This window comes from Kitasatospora sp. NBC_00039 (assembly GCF_045160625.1).
Classification (GTDB): domain Bacteria; phylum Actinomycetota; class Actinomycetes; order Streptomycetales; family Streptomycetaceae; genus Kitasatospora.
The window spans coordinates 298,186-313,048 of record NZ_CP108290.1; the positions used below are offsets into that span (position 1 = coordinate 298,186).

Sequence of the window (14,863 nt, forward strand, 5' to 3'; positions counted from 1 at the left end):
CGCGGCGGCCTCCGTGCTGTCGGCGTCCTTCCAGTCTGCGCAACGGGTCGTCGGCCCGCTCACCGGCCGTCGTCCGTAGCCGCCTCCTCCTCCTGCGTGTGGATGGCCCGGCCGGTGACGGACGTCGGCCTGATCCGCACCCACACGTCGCGCGGCCCGCCTGCCCACGGGTCCGGGTTGCCGCGCCGGACGAGGTGCTCGACGGCCTCCGGTTCGTCGAAGGCGGTGGCCTCACCGACGGCCAGGACGCTCCAGCCGGTGCGCGACGCCTCGTCGATCCGGTCGACCTCCAAGGCGATCCGGCTTCCCGGGGTGGTGGCGAGGATGCTCCCGGCGGCGGTGCGGAAGAGCAGGGTGCCGTCCAGCACGCGGTAGTTGACCGGCAGCACGACAGGCCCTTCCGGCGTGCTCAGCGCGACCCGCCCGACGCCGCCCGGTGCCAGCCTGCCCCAGCATTCCGGGGCCGAGAGCTCGGTCAGGACCGGGTGGGCGGCGGCCGCGGCCCACCCGGTCGGCAGGTCGAGCCCGCCGCCGAGCAGCTGTGAGGCGGAGGTCCCGAGTGCGTCGGCGAGTCTGATCAGCGGCCCGGTCTCGACGGCGGCCGGCGAGGATTCCAGATACTCCAGGAAGCCTTCTGCCATGCCGGCTTTCTCCGCCGTCTCCGCACGGCTGAGCCCGAGCTGCCGACGACGCAGGGCGATCCGGCGGCCGATGTCGCCGGGACCGGCCTGGTCGTCCTCGCCGTCGTGGGATCGGGACGGACGGTCCTGCGGCGGCTCCCCGCCTGATGCTGTCATGGGCATGGACTTCTCCCTTCACGGCCCGGTCCGCCGGGGGCGCTGCAGCGGCGCCGAACGGCCGGCACAGTTCCATGGTCGGTGAGCGGGGACCTCACGGCGAGGGCCGACCGGGCCGTGCGGGGTACTGAACGGTCCGCCGGTACCCGGCCGGATGGTGGGCCGGTCGGCCCTTCCCGGGAGGAGCGGGTGTGCGGACGCTGGAGATGTCCTGACCGCCGGGGCCGCCGAGGAGAGAGGCCATGTCCGTTCCGCACCTGCCGCCGACCGCCGAGGCGCTGATCGCCGACGGCACGACGGTCGAGATCCGCCCGATCGCCACGTCGGACCGGGAGGCCGTCCTCGACCTGCACGCGAACCGGATGTCCGCCGAGAGCCGGCGGCTGCGCTTCTTCGGCGCCAGCCGCACCGCACCGCGGCTGGCCGCCGAGCGGCTGTGCGGCGCCGGCCGCCCCGGGCTGCTCGCCCTGGGTGCATGGGCCGGCGACGACCTGGTCGGGGAAGCGGACTGCGAGATCCTGGACGACCGCCCGGACGCTGCCGAACTGGCGCTGGCGGTGGCCGACGACTGGCACCGCCGGGGAGTGGCGACCCTGCTGTTGGAGTACCTGGTCCACGCGGCGCGCGGCCGGGGTGTCCGGGTTCTCGAGGCCGACACGCTGGCCGGCAACCGGGCAGTCCACCGCGTCTTCGCCGACCTCGGGCTGCCCGTGCACCGCCGCCTCGAACAGGGCGAGATCCGGGTGCGGGTGCCGCTCGACGAGGCGGACGAGCACTACCGCGAGGCGGTCGACGAGCGCGGCCGCCGCGCTGACGTCGCCAGCCTGGGCCCGCTGCTGCGACCGGCCTCGGTCGCGGTCGTGGGGGCCTCGCGCCGGCCGGGGTCGGTCGGGCAGACCGTGCTGCGGAAGATCCGCGAGGGCGGCTTCGCCGGGCCCGTGTGGGCGGTCAATCCACGCGCGGAGGAGGTCGCGGGTGAGCGCGCGTACCCGTCGGTGCGCGCCCTGCCGGCCATCCCGGACCTTGTGGTGCTGGCCGTGCCTGCGGCCGTGGTGGCGGGCGTGGCCGAGGAGTGCGGCCGGGCGGGCGTCCGGGCGCTGGTGGTACTCACCGCCGGCCTCGGGCAGGGCGAGTCGCGGCAGCTGATGCGGGCCTGCCGCCGGTACAGCATGAGGTTGGTCGGCCCCAACAGCCTGGGCGTCGCGCAGACCGATCCCGACGTCAGGCTGGACGCCGAGTTCGGCGGCGCGTTCCCGCTGCCCGGGAGTGCCGGCGTGGCCGTCCAGTCCGGCGGCGTCGGCATCGCCTTGCTGGAGCGGCTGGCCTGGCTCGGTATCGGAGTCTCCGGCTTCGTCTCGCTCGGCGACAAGTACGACGTCAGCGGCAACGACCTGCTCCAGTGGTGGGAGGGTGACGGCCGCACCGACCTGGCGCTGCTGCACCTGGAGTCCTTCGGCAGCCCGAGGGCCTTCGCCCGAACCGCCCGCCGCGTCACCCGGAAGTTGCCCGTCCTGACCGTCGACGCCGGACGTTCGCCGGCGGGGCGCCGGGGCGCCGCCTCGCACACGGCGGCGGCCGCCACCCCGACCGTCACCCGTGAGGCGCTGTTCCGGCAAGCCGGGATCACCGCGGCCCACAGCATCGACGAACTCGTCGGGACGGCAGCGTTGCTGCACGCCCAGCCGCTGCCCGCTCCGCGCGGTGCGGTCGCGGTGGTCTCCAACGCCGGCGGCATCGGCATCCTGGCCGCGGACGCCTGCACCGACACAGGTCTCCTGCTGCCCGAACTCGCGCCCGATCTCCTGGAGTCACTTCCGGACGGTGCGGCGGCGCGCAACCCCGTCGACACCACGGCGGCCGTCGGGCCGGCCGAACTGGCCCGCTGCCTGAAGGCGTTGGAACGCGGCGGGACCGTCGACGCGCTGCTGGTCTGCCTCGTGCCCACCGCACTCACCACGACCGCCGAACGCGACCCCGTGCGCGCCCTGCTCGACGGCCCGGCCCGGCGCAGGATCCCGGTCGCCGCCGTGCTGCTCGACCAGCAGGTGCCCGTCCGCTACCTGACCTGCGCCGACGGTGGCCTGCTGCCCGTGTACTGCGACACGGTGGCCGCCGCCCGGGCCCTGGCCCACGCCCGCGACCGCGCCCGGTGGCTGGCCGAGCCGTTCGCCGCCGAGGCCGACGCACCCGGCTGCGACCCGAAGGCCGCCAGGTCCATGGTCGACGCCTACCTCGCGGCCAACCCGGACGGCGGCTGGCTCGACCCGGTGAGCACGGCCGACCTGCTGGACTGCTACGGCCTGCCGCTGATCACCTCGGTCTGGGCCCCGGACGAGCACACCGCCGTGGCCGCCGCCGAGGGCCTGCGTGGCCTCGGGCACGGGGGAGAGGTCGCGCTGAAGGCGTACTGGCCCGGCCAGGTCCACAAGAGCGCCGCCGGTGCGGTGCGCACCGGGCTTGCCACGGACTCGCAGGTCAGGGACGTCTTCCGCGAGTTCGGTGAGCGCTTCGGCAGGCGGCTGAGCGGCGCGGTCGTGCAGCCGATGGCCGCACCCGGCGTCGAACTGCTCGCCGGCGTGGTGCAGGACCGGGTCTTCGGCCCGCTCGTCGTCCTCGGTATGGGCGGCACCGCCGCCGACGTCCTCGCCGACCGAGCCGCCCGGCTCGCCCCGCTCACCGAGCACGATCTCACCACCATGGTCACCGAACTCCGTGGCGCACCCCTGCTGTTGGGTCACCAGGGCGCACCCCCGGCCGACCTCGCCGCGGTCCGCGACGTGCTCGCCAGACTCTCCCGGCTCGCCGCCGACCTGCCCCAGCTCGTCGAGGCCGACCTCAACCCCCTCATCGCCCGCCCCGCCGGCGCCGTCTGCGTCGATGCCCGGGTCAGACTGGAACCCCGGCCCTCGTTCGACCCCTACCTGCGACGACTGCGCCGACCGGCCGCCACCCAGCAGGCGTGAGCACGATGAACCACAGCATCCTCGACGGCACCACGGCCGAGACCATCGCCCACCCGGACGCCTCGCCTACGCCTGGCCGCACCCGGGTGCGCGCCTGCATGAGCCGCCCCGGCATCGCCGTCACCCCCGGCACCGACTTCGCCACCGTGGTCGCCGCCATCACCGCCTCCCGGCGCGGCATCCTGCCCGTCGTCACGGCCGACGGCACGGTCGCGGGGGTCGTCGCCGCCTCCGACCTGCTCGCCGCGTACGCCGACGAACACGCGGGGCGAGCCGCCCGAGGCGAACTCCACGCACAGGACCTCATGACCGCGCCCGCGGTCACCGTGACCGACGAGCAGAGCGTCACCGAGACGGTGGCCTTGCTGCGCCGCGAATCCCTGCACCACCTGCCGGTGGTCGACGGCGACGGCCGCCTGGTCGGTCTGGTCTCGCCGCACGACCTGCTGGACGCCCTGCGCCACGACGACGAAGCCGTCCGGACCGAAGCCCTCGCCATCGTGCTCACCCCCGGCTCCGGCATCGCCCCCGCCTCCGTCCGGGTGACCTGCGAACGCGGCCACGTCGTCCTGCACGGCCGCGCCCGCACCCGCAGCGACGCCGCCGCGATCTGCCTGCAGGTCGCCCGCATCGACGGGCTCAGCGGACTCACCGACCGGCTCGGCTGGGACATCGACGACACCGCGCCTCATGCCGCCGGCTGACCCTCACCGGCCGAACGAGACGGCGGGGGGCTCAGGCCGGTACGACGGCCACCGTGCAGCGGGCGTGCTGCACGACCGACTGGCTGGTCGAGCCGAGCCTGCCGAGCGGGCCGCGGTGCTCCCCGTGCCGGCCGACGACGACCAGCCGCTGCGCCCGGGACCTGGAGACCAGCTCCCGGGCCGGATCGGAGCGCACGGAGGTGGCAGTGACCGTGACGTCCGGGAACCGCTCGCGCCAGCCGGCCAGCACCTCGGAGAGCAGCCGCTCGTGCTCGGTGGCGATGTGGCCCTCCTCGTAGACCAGCGGGAGCTCGTGTCCCGGGCCGGTGACCAGCGGATAGGCCCAGGCATGGAGTACGCGCAGGGGGAGGTTCCGGCGCCGCGCGGAATCGAAGGCGTACGCGAGGACCTGTTCGTCCTGTCCTCTGCCCTGGACACCCGCCACCACCTCGCCGCCGGTCCCGGCCTCGGTGGGGTGCACCACGAGGACCGGGCAGGGGGCGTGAGCGGCGGCGTGAAGGCTGGTCGAGCCGAGCAGCAGCCGGGGAAAGCCCCCCGAACCCCGTGCGCCGAGCACGAGGAGCAGCGCGCCCCCGGCGGCCGTGGCCAGGGCGTCACGCGCGTCGTCGTCCACCAGGGAGGTGGCGACGTCGACGCCGGGGTGCCGGAGCAGGACCCGTTCGCGTGCCGCGTCGAGCACGGCGGCGCCCGCATCCTTGGGGAGTCGTGTCTCGCGGCCCGCGGGCGCGGACGCGGCCTCACCGAACCAGGCGTGGACCACGTGGAGGGGCGCCCCCCGCAGCCACGCCTCGTCCGACGCCCAGTCGACGGTCTGCTCGCTCGACGCCGAGGCGTCGACGCCCACGACGACAGGGTTCCTCATGGCAGGCACCTCCGGATCGCGGGGCGGCACCGCGGGGCAGCCCGGTGCTCGTGAGGGACCCGCGTTCGGCTTGCGTCCAGGCTATGCCCGGCGCCGCCCGAGAGCAGCGGGAGAAGAGATCCGAGACTCGCCGGGTGCCATGGCCGGACCGGACGCGGCAGCTCGGGTGCGCCCTGCCTCGCCGGGGCGCCGCCTGGGCCCATCGGCCCCGGTGCAGGTCCCACCCGGCCCATGGCGGCGAACCGCTCCACGGGGAACGCTGGAGGAGAAGACAGGATGGCACCGCTGTCGTTCCGCACCGGCGAGGTCCCGAGGGAGTGATCAGGACATGAAGGCGCTGACCTACCACGGACCGGGCCGCCGCACCTGGGGCGAGGTTCCGGACGCCGCCGTCCGCGACCCCGAGGACGCCGTCGTGCGGGTGGACGCGGTCACCATCTGTGGCACCGACCTGCACATCCTCAAGGGCGATGTCCCCGAGGTCGCCGACGGCCGCGTTCTCGGTCACGAGGCCGTCGGCACCGTCATCGAGACCGGCTCCGGCGTACGGACCGTCGAGGCCGGCGACCGGGTCCTGGTCTCCTGCATCTCCGCCTGCGGCCGCTGCGCCTACTGCCGCGCCGCGCGCTACGGCCAGTGCACCGGGGGCGGGGGCTGGATCCTCGGCCATCTGGTCGACGGCACGCAGGCCGAGTACGTCTGCACCCCGTTCGCGGACAACTCCCTCCACCGGCTGCCCGAAGGCGTGACCGACGAGAACGCCCTGGCGCTCGCCGACATCCTCCCCACCGCCTTCGAGGTCGGAGTCCACAACGGCCGGATCGGCCCCGGCGACAGAGTCGTGGTCGTCGGCGCGGGCCCGGTCGGCCTCGCCGCGATCATCACCGCCCGGCTCTTCAGCCCCTCCCGCATCATCGCCGTCGATCTCGCGACGAGCCGCCTCGACGCCGCGAAGCGGATGGGAGCCGACACCGTACTCACCGTCGCCGAAGCAGCACCGGAGGCGGTGCGCGCGCTGAGCCCGGACGGACTCGGGGCGGACGTGGCGATCGAGGCGGTCGGCGTCCCCGACGCGTTCGAGCTCTGCACCCGCGTGGTGCGCCCCGGCGGGCGGGTGGCCAACGTCGGCGTGCACGGCAAGCCGGCCGTCCTCCACCTCGAAGACCTCTGGATCCGTGACGTCACCATCACCACCGGCCTGGTCGACACGCACAGCACCCCGCGGCTGCTCGACATGCTGGCCGCCGGCCGGCTCGACGTCTCCGGGCTGGTCACCCACCGGTTCGGCCTCGACGAGATGCAGGAGGCCTACGACGTCTTCGCCGACGCGGGCACCAACGGTTAACGGTGCCCTCAAAGTCGCGCTCTTCCGTCGTGACCCGGAGGCACGTGACCCGGAGACCGGCGAGCCAAGGAGCACACGGTGAACCAGAACCACGACCTCGAAGCCGTCCGTCACGCTGATCCCGCAGACGTCGCGCGCAGGATCACCGAGCGGCGCTCCCGACTCGGCCTGACCGAGCAGATGCTGGCGTACCAGGCGGCGATGGCGCCGCGCTACCTCCAGCACCTGCTGGCGGCCGGCCCGGATTTCGACCCGGCCGGCTTCCTGCGGATCGCCGCCGCCCTCGGACTCACCTACCAGGACCTGCTGGAGGGCCGTGCCGACGCCCCGCCGGGACAGCCGCAGGCGGCCTCGCGTCCACTCCTCCTCCACCTCACCGCCGCCGAGTGCTGGGAGAAGATCGGCACCCACGGCGTGGGCCGGATCGCCCTGCCCGTCGAGCCGGGACCGGCGGTCTTCCCGGTCAACTACACCGTGGACGACGCGAGCATCGTCTTCCGCACGGCCACCCGAAGCAGCGCGGCCCCGGACGACGGGGCCCCGGTGTCGTTCCAGGTCGACCGGATCGACGACCACCTGAGCCGGGGCTGGAGCGTTCTCATCCTCGGCGAGGCGCGGCACGTGACGGACGGCGACGAGGTGCGGCGGCTGTCGGAGCTGCCCACGACCACCCCGTGGGCCGGCGGGAAGCGCCCGCTCTGGGTGCGGATCCGGGCGGACGAGATCACCGGGCGCAGGATCGGCGGTGGCTGAGCCGCTGCCGTGCACCGGCGCGGCGACGACGGAGGCGTGGAGATTCCGGGCGTCTGACGACGAGCTCAGGTGCTGCGCCGTTGGTCCGATCGGATGGCGGTGTTGCGGCGACCCGGCGTGCCGGGCCGCCGCAGCACCGGAAGGCTGTGGCCGACGATCTAGGTTCGGGCCCGTGACCGGCAACGACGCGGTCCTGGCACTGGTGGTCGCCACCGCGCTGGGGTTCGACTTCACCAACGGCTTCCACGACACCGGCAACGCCATGGCCACCTCGATCGCCACCCGGGCCCTGCGCCCACGGGTGGCGGTCGCCGTCTCCGCTGTGCTGAACCTGGTCGGCGCGTTCCTGTCGACCGCCGTCGCGGCGACCATCGCCAGCGGCCTGGTCCAGAGCGGCGACGTGACCCTCACCGTGGTCTTCGCCGGCCTGGCCGGCAGCATCCTGTGGAACCTCACCACCTGGTACCTCGGCATCCCCTCCAGTTCCTCGCACGCGCTCGTCGGCGGCGTGGTCGGGGCCACGATGGCGGCAGCCGGTGCCTCCGCCGTCAAATGGCAGGGCCTGGTGTCCAAGGTGATCGTGCCCGCCACCCTGTCCCCGTTCATCGCCGGCACCGTCGCCGTGGTCGGCACCCACCTCGTCTACCGCTTCACCCGGGGAGTGTCCGAAGGCCCGCGCGACCACGGCTTCCGGCGCGGCCAGGTCGGCTCGGCCTCGATGGTCTCGCTCGCCCACGGCACCAACGACGCGCAGAAGACCATGGGCGTCATCACGCTGGCCCTGATCGCCAACGGCGCCCTGGAGCCCGGGGCCACCTCCCCGACCTGGGTGATCACGTCCTGCGCGGTGGCGATCGCGCTGGGCACCTACATCGGCGGCTGGCGGGTCATCCGGACGCTGGGCAAGGGACTCCTGGAGATCGAGTCGCCCCAGGGCATGGCTGCCGAGTCGGCCTCGGCCGCGGTGATCCTGGCCTCCACCGACTTCGGCTACTCGCTCTCCACCACCCATGTGGCCACCGGATCGATCGTCGGTGTCGGGGTCGGCAAGAAGGACGCCGTGGTGCGCTGGAACGTCGCCCGCCGGATGGCGGTGGCCTGGCTGTTCACCCTGCCGGCCGCGGGCGGGGTCGGCGCCGCGGCCTACTGGGCCGCGAACGGGATCGGCGGGACCCTCGGCGTCGTGGTGATCTTCCTCGTGCTGCTGCTGGCCTCCACCGCCTTCTACGTCGCCTCCCGCCACCAGGCCGTGACACCGGAGAACGTCAACGCCACCTGGACCGGCTCGGTGGTCCCGGAACCCGACGCCGACAGGGCGGCCCTGTGAGCACCTGGATCAACCTGGACGCGCTGTGGCGGATCGTCGCGGTGGGCCTTCTCGCCGGCGCCGGCCTGCCGGCCCTGTTCGCCATCGGCCTGCGCGCCCTCAACCCACCGGCCCCGGCGGACGAGGCTGTCACCGGGCGGCCGACCGCCGGGCCCGTCGGCCACGTGGTGGCGGGGCTGTGCTTCGCCGCGGTGCTCGCCGCGATCGGCTGGGGGATCTCCGTCATCGTGGGCCACAGCTGAGCGGCTTCAGCCGAGCGGACGCAGCTCGGGCAGGCCGCCGGGCCGGCAGCAGAGTTGGTCGATCCACCGCACCCGTCCCGAGTGCCGACGGCCGACAGGCGACCGGCGCGGGTGGCCGAGAGGATCTCGGCCACCCGCGCCGGCGTGGGGCGCTCGTGGTCACGCGTCCGTGTGAGTCCGGACCAGGCAATCCCGGAGGGTGAGGACAGGGGCGTCGTCCAGGCCGCAGTGCTCGGTCTCCGGCGGCTGCAGGGCGGTCACATCGGATGTCGCCGTGCTCGCTTCTTCCCCTGTCGGCCTCACATGTCGTCGATGCTCCAGTGGCCGCACGTGAAGATGCTGAACGGGAAACAGGTGTAGTCCGTGGTGGTCTGCTCTTCGCTGTCCAGCAGCTGCAGGGCGTTGACGTCGTTGGTCATCGTACTCACTCGCTTTCCTCGGGTCGGGTCCGCTAGATGTCGCCGTAGCTCCAGTTGCCGCACGTGAAGATGCTGAACGGGAAGCAGATGTAGTCCGTGGTGGTCTGCTCCTCGCTGTCCAGCAGCTGCAGGGCGTTGACGTCGTTGGTCATGGGTGGTCACCTCCTTCCGGCCGGGTCGGGGCGGGCAGCCACAGGCGTGGCCCGCCGTGGTGGAGCCGTACCAGCAGGCCGAGCGGCCCGGCGAGTCCGGTGTTGTAGCCGACGCCCACCCCGGTGAGGGTGTCGTCGGGGATCAGGAGCAGCCCGTCGTGGACGACGTGCCGCGCGTGGGCGCAGGCGAGGAGTTCCTCGGCGCGGCGCCGGTGGCCGGGGTCGTTCAGGGCCTCGGCGAGGTCGAGCAGGTACTCGGCGTTGCCCGCGAGGCCGTGGCAGGCGGCCGGCGAGCTCCGCCACCGCCAGCGGTACACCTCGGTCGCGGCCTGTTCGGCGGTCTCGCGGTAGCGGGGATCCCCGGTGGCCTGCCAGAGGCGGATCAGGAAGGTGCCGATGCCGGAGGCGCCGCTGCACCAGTGGGGCGCGTGCGCGGGGGTGTCGGCGCCCCGGTCCTCGACGGGCCAGCCCGCGCCGCCGTCCCGCACGCGTGCGGTGGTGAGCAGGGTCTCGGCGGCTGCCCGGGCGGCGTGGACGAAGTCCTCCCGCTCCGCGGCGAGCCCGGCGAGCAGCAGGAAGGTGCCGACGCCGGCGACGCCGTGGGCGAAGCCGAGATGGGTGATTCCGGCGAGCTCGGAGTCGAAGTCGGCCGGGACGGGCCACACGACACCGGAGCGGCCCTTCGCGGCGGTGGTCAGCAGGGCCTCGGCGGCGGCGACCGCGCGTTCGCGGAACTCCTTGTCACCGGTGGCCTGCCAGAAGTGGAGCTGGGTGAGGCCGGCGCCCGCCACGCCGTGGCATACGTCGGGGTTGGGCCAGCGCACCGGCACCTCGCGGGCCAGCTGGGCAGCGTGCGCGGCGAGGCCGTCGTCCTCGAGCAGCCGGGCGGCGTCCAGCAGGGCCCAGGCGGTGCCGGAGCGCCCGAAGTGCAGCCCGGGCAGCTGCTGTCCGCCGGTCCGGGCCCGGGCGGCGATCCACTGCGCGGCCTCGGCGACGGTCGCCCGCAGCCGTGGGTCCGTCCGGTGTGCGGCGGCCGCGGTGAGGACGGACAGGACGCCGGCCGCGCCGTGCTGCACGTTCAGCGGATCGGTCCGCTCGGCGGAGGGGTCGGCGGGCCAGAGCCGTACGGGGTCCAGCGGGGTCATGGTGTCCATCAGGTGGGTCAGCCCGTCGGAGAGCAGCCGCTCCGCGGTCCCGTCGTCCAGGACACTCCCGCCGTCCAGGACACGCCCGCTGTCCGGGGCGCTCCCGGTGGCGGGGGGTGCGTCCACGGGTGCGGTGGCGGGCAGCCCGGCGAGCGTCTCGCGGACCGTGTCCAGGCTCCAACGGTCGTTGGGGTCCTCCGCCATGAGCCCCAGCACCAGCGGCTGGAGGGCGGTGAGCTCCGGGCGGTCGGCGAGGGCGGCGGCGAGCAGGGCGGCGAGACGTTCGTGTTGGCCGCGCGTCGCCCCGCTGTCCGCGGCGAGCGCGGGCTCGGCGCCGGTGAGCTGGTGGAACATCACGGCACCGAGGCTGTAGAGGTCGGACTCCGGGGCGGGAGCCAAGCCGTTCGGGGCGCTGTCGAGCACCTCCGGGGCGCAGAAGCCCGGGGTGTGGATGCCCGGAGCGAGGTCTCCGGGGCGGGCGAGGGCCTCCAGGTCGATCAGGCGGAGCTCGCCGTCGGGAGTGACCATCAGATTGTTGGGGCTGAAGTCCCGTAGGACCAGGCCGACCCCGTGGACGGCCTCGACGACGGTCACCAGCTGCCCGGCCAGCTCCAGCACCGACGCCCGGTCGGGGCGGAGCCTCTCGGACACCCAGGAGCGCAGCGTCTGCCCGGCGATGCGTTCCTCGGCGAGGTACCGGTTTCCGCCCTGGCCGAAGACGTCCAGCACCTGCGGACACAGGCCGAGCGGCGCGAGCAGCGTGTGCATCTCGGCCTCGTGGCCCAGCCGCTCGCCCGAGTCGGTGCCTCTGAGGGTGGCTCCGACGTGCCGCCGGGCCTCCTTGATGACGACCTCCTGCCCGGTCCGCTGGTCCGTGCCGAGGAAGACTCCGCCCCGGTAGGAGTGCCGGATGGCCTTGTGTACGACGTAGCGGTCGTTCAGGAGGACGCTCGTCCCGGGGGCGGGCGGGGGCTCTTCGGGCGGCGGCAGCGGGGAGGTGGCCCAGGCGGGCGCGCTGAAACCGGCTCGCCGCCGGTCCCGGACGAAGCTCCCGTCGGGCGCCTGCAGCATCGGCTCGGGTGAGCCGTCGTTGGTGAGCCGGGGATAGCCTCGGAAGGCGCCGTAGCGGTAGTGCACCAGGCTGCCCGGCCGGTACTGACGGTCGGAGAGGATGCCCGGCCCCGGCAGGTGCGCGGTGGCCCGGTGCAACTCCTCGGCCAGCTGCCGGAACTGGTCGTCGTCGCTCGGGTAGACGGTGATGAACTTTCCGCCGCCTCCCCGGTCGTAGCGGGCGGAGACGAGCTCCGTCAGACGGCCGGGGGTGCCGGCGCACTTGAACGGGGCCCGGGCGGCGACGAGCACCTCGGCGGCACGGGTCAGCACCATCGGGGCGGAGAGCGGGGTGGCCGACACGTGCAGCTTCCAGCCCTGCCTCCGGCCCGGGGCGGCGTCGCTCGGGGAGACGCGGCACCAGAAGTCCTCCGGGGTGACGGACCAGCCCCGAGCGCCCTGCCGGCGGAGCACCATCCCGATCAGGTCGGGGAAGAACGTGGCGTACGGATCTGCCGAGTCCTCGCCCGCCGTGTGCCCGTCTGCCATCGTTCTTCCTTCGTTCTCTGGAGACTGCCGGAGCCGGCCTGCGTCCGACCGCACCGCCGATCCTGCCGCCGCGGGACCTGCGGTTCATGGGGGATGAGCACGTATCTTCCGGTCCGCGGACCCCCATATACGCCCGCGCAGCGTGTGGGGCGGTCAGCGGTTCGCCACCTCGGTTCGCCACACTGCGGAGCACCGAGGACCGGACGCCGAGAACCGAGCACCGAGAACCAAGCCCCAAGCCCCTGCTCCCGACGGCCGGAAGGCCGATCGCCGGTCAGCTCGGCACGGGCGGCGCCGGCGACACGGGCGCCGCCGCCGGCGCCGCCGGCACGGCCACCGGCGACGAGCCGCCGGGCACCAGCAGGTGTGGCGCCCCGCTGCCGTCCGCCGGGACGGTCCAGACGTCCGTGCCCTTCCCGTCCGGTGCCGGCAGCGCGTAGCCGAGCGTCTCCCCGTCGAGCCAGGCCGCCTGGTCGTCCACGCTGCGCGACTCGGCCAGCGGGTGCTCGCGCATCCCGGCGAGCTCCAGGACGTGGAGCCGCCAGGGCGCGGCCGGATCGGCCGAGACCTTTTTCTTGAAGGCGATCCGGGTGCCGTCCGGTGAGAGCGAGGGGCACTCGACGTTCTCCCGCAGGGTTCGCGCCGACCACGCCCGGAGGTCGCCCTCGATCAGGTGGGTCCGGCCGCCGGTCGACACGGTGGCGTAGAAGCGGTTGTCGTCGGCAGCGAAGTTGACGCCCCAGTAGTTGATGTCGGCGGCGTGGTAGCGGGTACCGTCGACGGTCAGCGGGATGGCCTCGATCGACTTGACCAGGTAGCCGGTGCGCAGGTCCAGGATCGACGTCCGGGTGGAGAAGCCGCCGGCCGCGTACGAGTCCCCCACGGCGAAGGTGGTCCAGGAGAGCAGCTGCCCGGAGGCCGACACCCGGGCCCGGTTCGGGATGCCGGGCACCGTCACCGTCTGGAGCTCGGTGAACCGCCGGTCGTACACCACCGCCTGGGTACGGGCCGGGACGCCGGGCAGTGCCCGCAGGCAGAGCGCGCGGTCCCCCGCGGCGTAGAACCGGGCGCAGGACGGCCCGTCCGGCGCCCCCTGGCTGCGGGCGACCCGCCCGGTGGCGGTGTCCCGGTAGTAGAGCCCGGGCTCGTTCAGGGTGAACGAGCTCTCTGCTGCGACGAGTTGGTGCCCGTCGCCGCGCTGCCTGGCGTGCAGCACGTACCCGAGCGATCCGCCCAGCAACACCAGGACAGCGATGACCAGCACCGTCGATCGCGCCTTCATGAGACCTCCCGTCCCGGCAGGATCCGCCGTGCGGCGGCGAGTGCGGCGGCCAGTGCGAGTGCGGCGGCCGCCAGGGCCGGGCGCGGCCCCCAGCACGTCCAGGCCGCGCCGAACCCGGCCGCTCCGAGCAGCCGGGCCAGTGCCTGACCGGTCTGCAGCACCGCGAGCCCGCTTGCCCGGCGGTCCGGCGGCAGCACCGGACCGGCGAGCGCCATCAGCACGCCGTCGGTGGCGGCGTAGAAGACGCCCAGGAGCGCCAGGGTGAGTACGGCGGTCGGCCACCCCGGCGGAGCCGTCAGGGTGAGGTAGGCCGCGAGCAGCGCACCGTGCCCGCAGAGGAACGGGGTGCGCCGCCCGGTCCGGTCCGCGATCCGGCCCGCCGGTACGGCCAACAGCAGGTAGCACGCCGCCGCGCCGAGCGGCAGCAAGGGGAAGAGCACGGGCGGCAGGTCCAGGCCGCGTTGGAGCAGCAGGTAGAGGAAGGAGTCGCCGACCGTCGCAGCCCCCAGCAGCGCGGCGGCGGTGACCACCCGCCGGAACGCCGGGTCGCCGAGTGCGTTGTTCCTGTTCCTGTTCCTGTTCCTGTTCCGGGCCGGCTTCGGCCGGACGGCCGGCACCGCCGTCCGGGCCGGGACGAACAGCATCAGCACCAGTACGCCGAGCAGGCCGGTGGCGAAGCTGACCACGAACACCGCGTCGTACGCGTCCGTCGTCGCCCACAGCACCGCTGACGCGACCAGCGGTCCGAGCAGCGCCCCCGTGGTGTCCATCGCCCGGTGCACGCCGAACGCCCGGCCGAGCGCTTCCGGCGGTGCGCTGAGCGAGATCAGCGCATCCCGCGGCGCGGTCCGCACGCCCTTGCCGAGCCGGTCGGCGGCCAGGGCGGCGGCGATCCCGCCGGCGGCCCCGCCGGCCAGCAGCAGCCCGAGCCGGGAGAGTGCCGAGAGCAGGTAGCCGACCCCGGCGACCGTCCGGTGCCGGCCGCCGCCCCGGTCGGCGAGCCTGCCGCCGAGCAGCCGGACCAGCGCCGTGGCGCCGTTGAACAGTCCGTCGAGAAAACCGAACTGGAGGGGTGAGAGGCCGAGCCCCAGTACCAGGTAGAGCGGCAGCACGGCGGTGACCATCTCCGAGGAGACGTCGGTGACCAGGCTGACCGCGCCGAGCGCGACGACCGTGCCGGGGACGCGCCGCCCCGCCCCACTGGGGCGGGGCGGCGCGTCCGGACGGCGGCCGGTGGTGGCCAGGTACATCA

13 protein-coding genes are annotated in these 14,863 nt (G+C 74.3%); 6 read left to right on the forward strand and 7 right to left on the reverse strand.

All coding sequences use genetic code 11. The annotated features are described in order from the left end of the window. Positions 1-59 precede the first annotated feature (59 nt). Positions 60-803 carry a helix-turn-helix domain-containing protein gene (locus OG286_RS37500; protein ID WP_396324611.1) on the reverse strand — a complete coding sequence of 248 codons (744 nt, stop codon included), beginning with the start codon at positions 801-803 and terminating at the stop codon, positions 60-62. Positions 804-1,039: 236 nt separating this feature from the next. On the opposite strand from OG286_RS37500, the gene OG286_RS37505 reads away from it, so the two are divergent. Together OG286_RS37505 and OG286_RS37510 are read left to right on the forward strand one after the other, a co-directional pair. Then, positions 1,040-3,760, forward strand: coding sequence for a GNAT family N-acetyltransferase (locus tag OG286_RS37505; protein ID WP_331741477.1), 2,721 nt, complete (start codon positions 1,040-1,042; stop codon positions 3,758-3,760). 5 nt (positions 3,761-3,765) lie between these two features. After that, the gene (locus OG286_RS37510; RefSeq protein ID WP_331741478.1) at positions 3,766-4,464 is read left to right on the forward strand and encodes a CBS domain-containing protein; all 699 of its coding nucleotides are present in this window, start codon (positions 3,766-3,768) and stop codon (positions 4,462-4,464) included. Between the two features lie 31 nt (positions 4,465-4,495). Here the strand turns inward: OG286_RS37510 and OG286_RS37515 are convergent, their stop codons facing one another. Beyond that, on the reverse strand, positions 4,496-5,347 hold the full coding sequence (locus OG286_RS37515; RefSeq protein ID WP_331741479.1) for a universal stress protein: 852 nt from the start codon (positions 5,345-5,347) through the stop codon (positions 4,496-4,498). 328 nt (positions 5,348-5,675) lie between these two features. On the opposite strand from OG286_RS37515, the gene OG286_RS37520 reads away from it, so the two are divergent. From OG286_RS37520 to OG286_RS37535, 4 genes are all read left to right on the forward strand, one after another. Next, entirely contained in the window at positions 5,676-6,692 is a 1,017-nt protein-coding gene (locus OG286_RS37520) for an alcohol dehydrogenase catalytic domain-containing protein (protein WP_405358694.1), read from the forward strand. Positions 6,693-6,770: 78 nt separating this feature from the next. After that, positions 6,771-7,445: a pyridoxamine 5'-phosphate oxidase family protein gene (locus OG286_RS37525; protein ID WP_331741481.1), complete on the forward strand. Its 675-nt coding sequence runs from the start codon at positions 6,771-6,773 to the stop codon at positions 7,443-7,445. A 172-nt stretch (positions 7,446-7,617) separates the two neighbouring features. Continuing rightward, positions 7,618-8,772 (forward strand): inorganic phosphate transporter, encoded by a 1,155-nt coding sequence (locus tag OG286_RS37530; protein WP_331741482.1) that lies wholly within the window; start codon positions 7,618-7,620, stop codon positions 8,770-8,772. Then, positions 8,769-9,014, forward strand: coding sequence for a hypothetical protein (locus OG286_RS37535; RefSeq protein WP_331741484.1), 246 nt, complete (start codon positions 8,769-8,771; stop codon positions 9,012-9,014). Before OG286_RS37530 ends, OG286_RS37535 begins: the two co-directional genes overlap by 4 nt. Before the next feature lie 299 nt (positions 9,015-9,313). Here the strand turns inward: OG286_RS37535 and OG286_RS37540 are convergent, their stop codons facing one another. From OG286_RS37540 to OG286_RS37560, 5 genes are all read right to left on the reverse strand, one after another. After that, the gene (locus OG286_RS37540) at positions 9,314-9,433 is read right to left on the reverse strand and encodes an ALQxL family class IV lanthipeptide (protein WP_331742630.1); all 120 of its coding nucleotides are present in this window, start codon (positions 9,431-9,433) and stop codon (positions 9,314-9,316) included. 32 nt (positions 9,434-9,465) lie between these two features. Next, positions 9,466-9,585: an ALQxL family class IV lanthipeptide gene (locus tag OG286_RS37545; protein WP_331741485.1), complete on the reverse strand. Its 120-nt coding sequence runs from the start codon at positions 9,583-9,585 to the stop codon at positions 9,466-9,468. Continuing rightward, positions 9,582-12,329, reverse strand: coding sequence for a class IV lanthionine synthetase LanL (gene lanL / locus OG286_RS37550; RefSeq protein ID WP_331741486.1), 2,748 nt, complete (start codon positions 12,327-12,329; stop codon positions 9,582-9,584). The genes OG286_RS37545 and lanL overlap by 4 nt, the downstream gene beginning before the upstream one ends. Before the next feature lie 274 nt (positions 12,330-12,603). Beyond that, on the reverse strand, positions 12,604-13,611 hold the full coding sequence (locus OG286_RS37555) for a hypothetical protein (protein ID WP_331741488.1): 1,008 nt from the start codon (positions 13,609-13,611) through the stop codon (positions 12,604-12,606). Then, on the reverse strand, positions 13,608-14,861 hold the full coding sequence (locus OG286_RS37560) for an MFS transporter (RefSeq protein ID WP_331742634.1): 1,254 nt from the start codon (positions 14,859-14,861) through the stop codon (positions 13,608-13,610). Before OG286_RS37560 ends, OG286_RS37555 begins: the two co-directional genes overlap by 4 nt. Positions 14,862-14,863 lie beyond the last annotated feature (2 nt).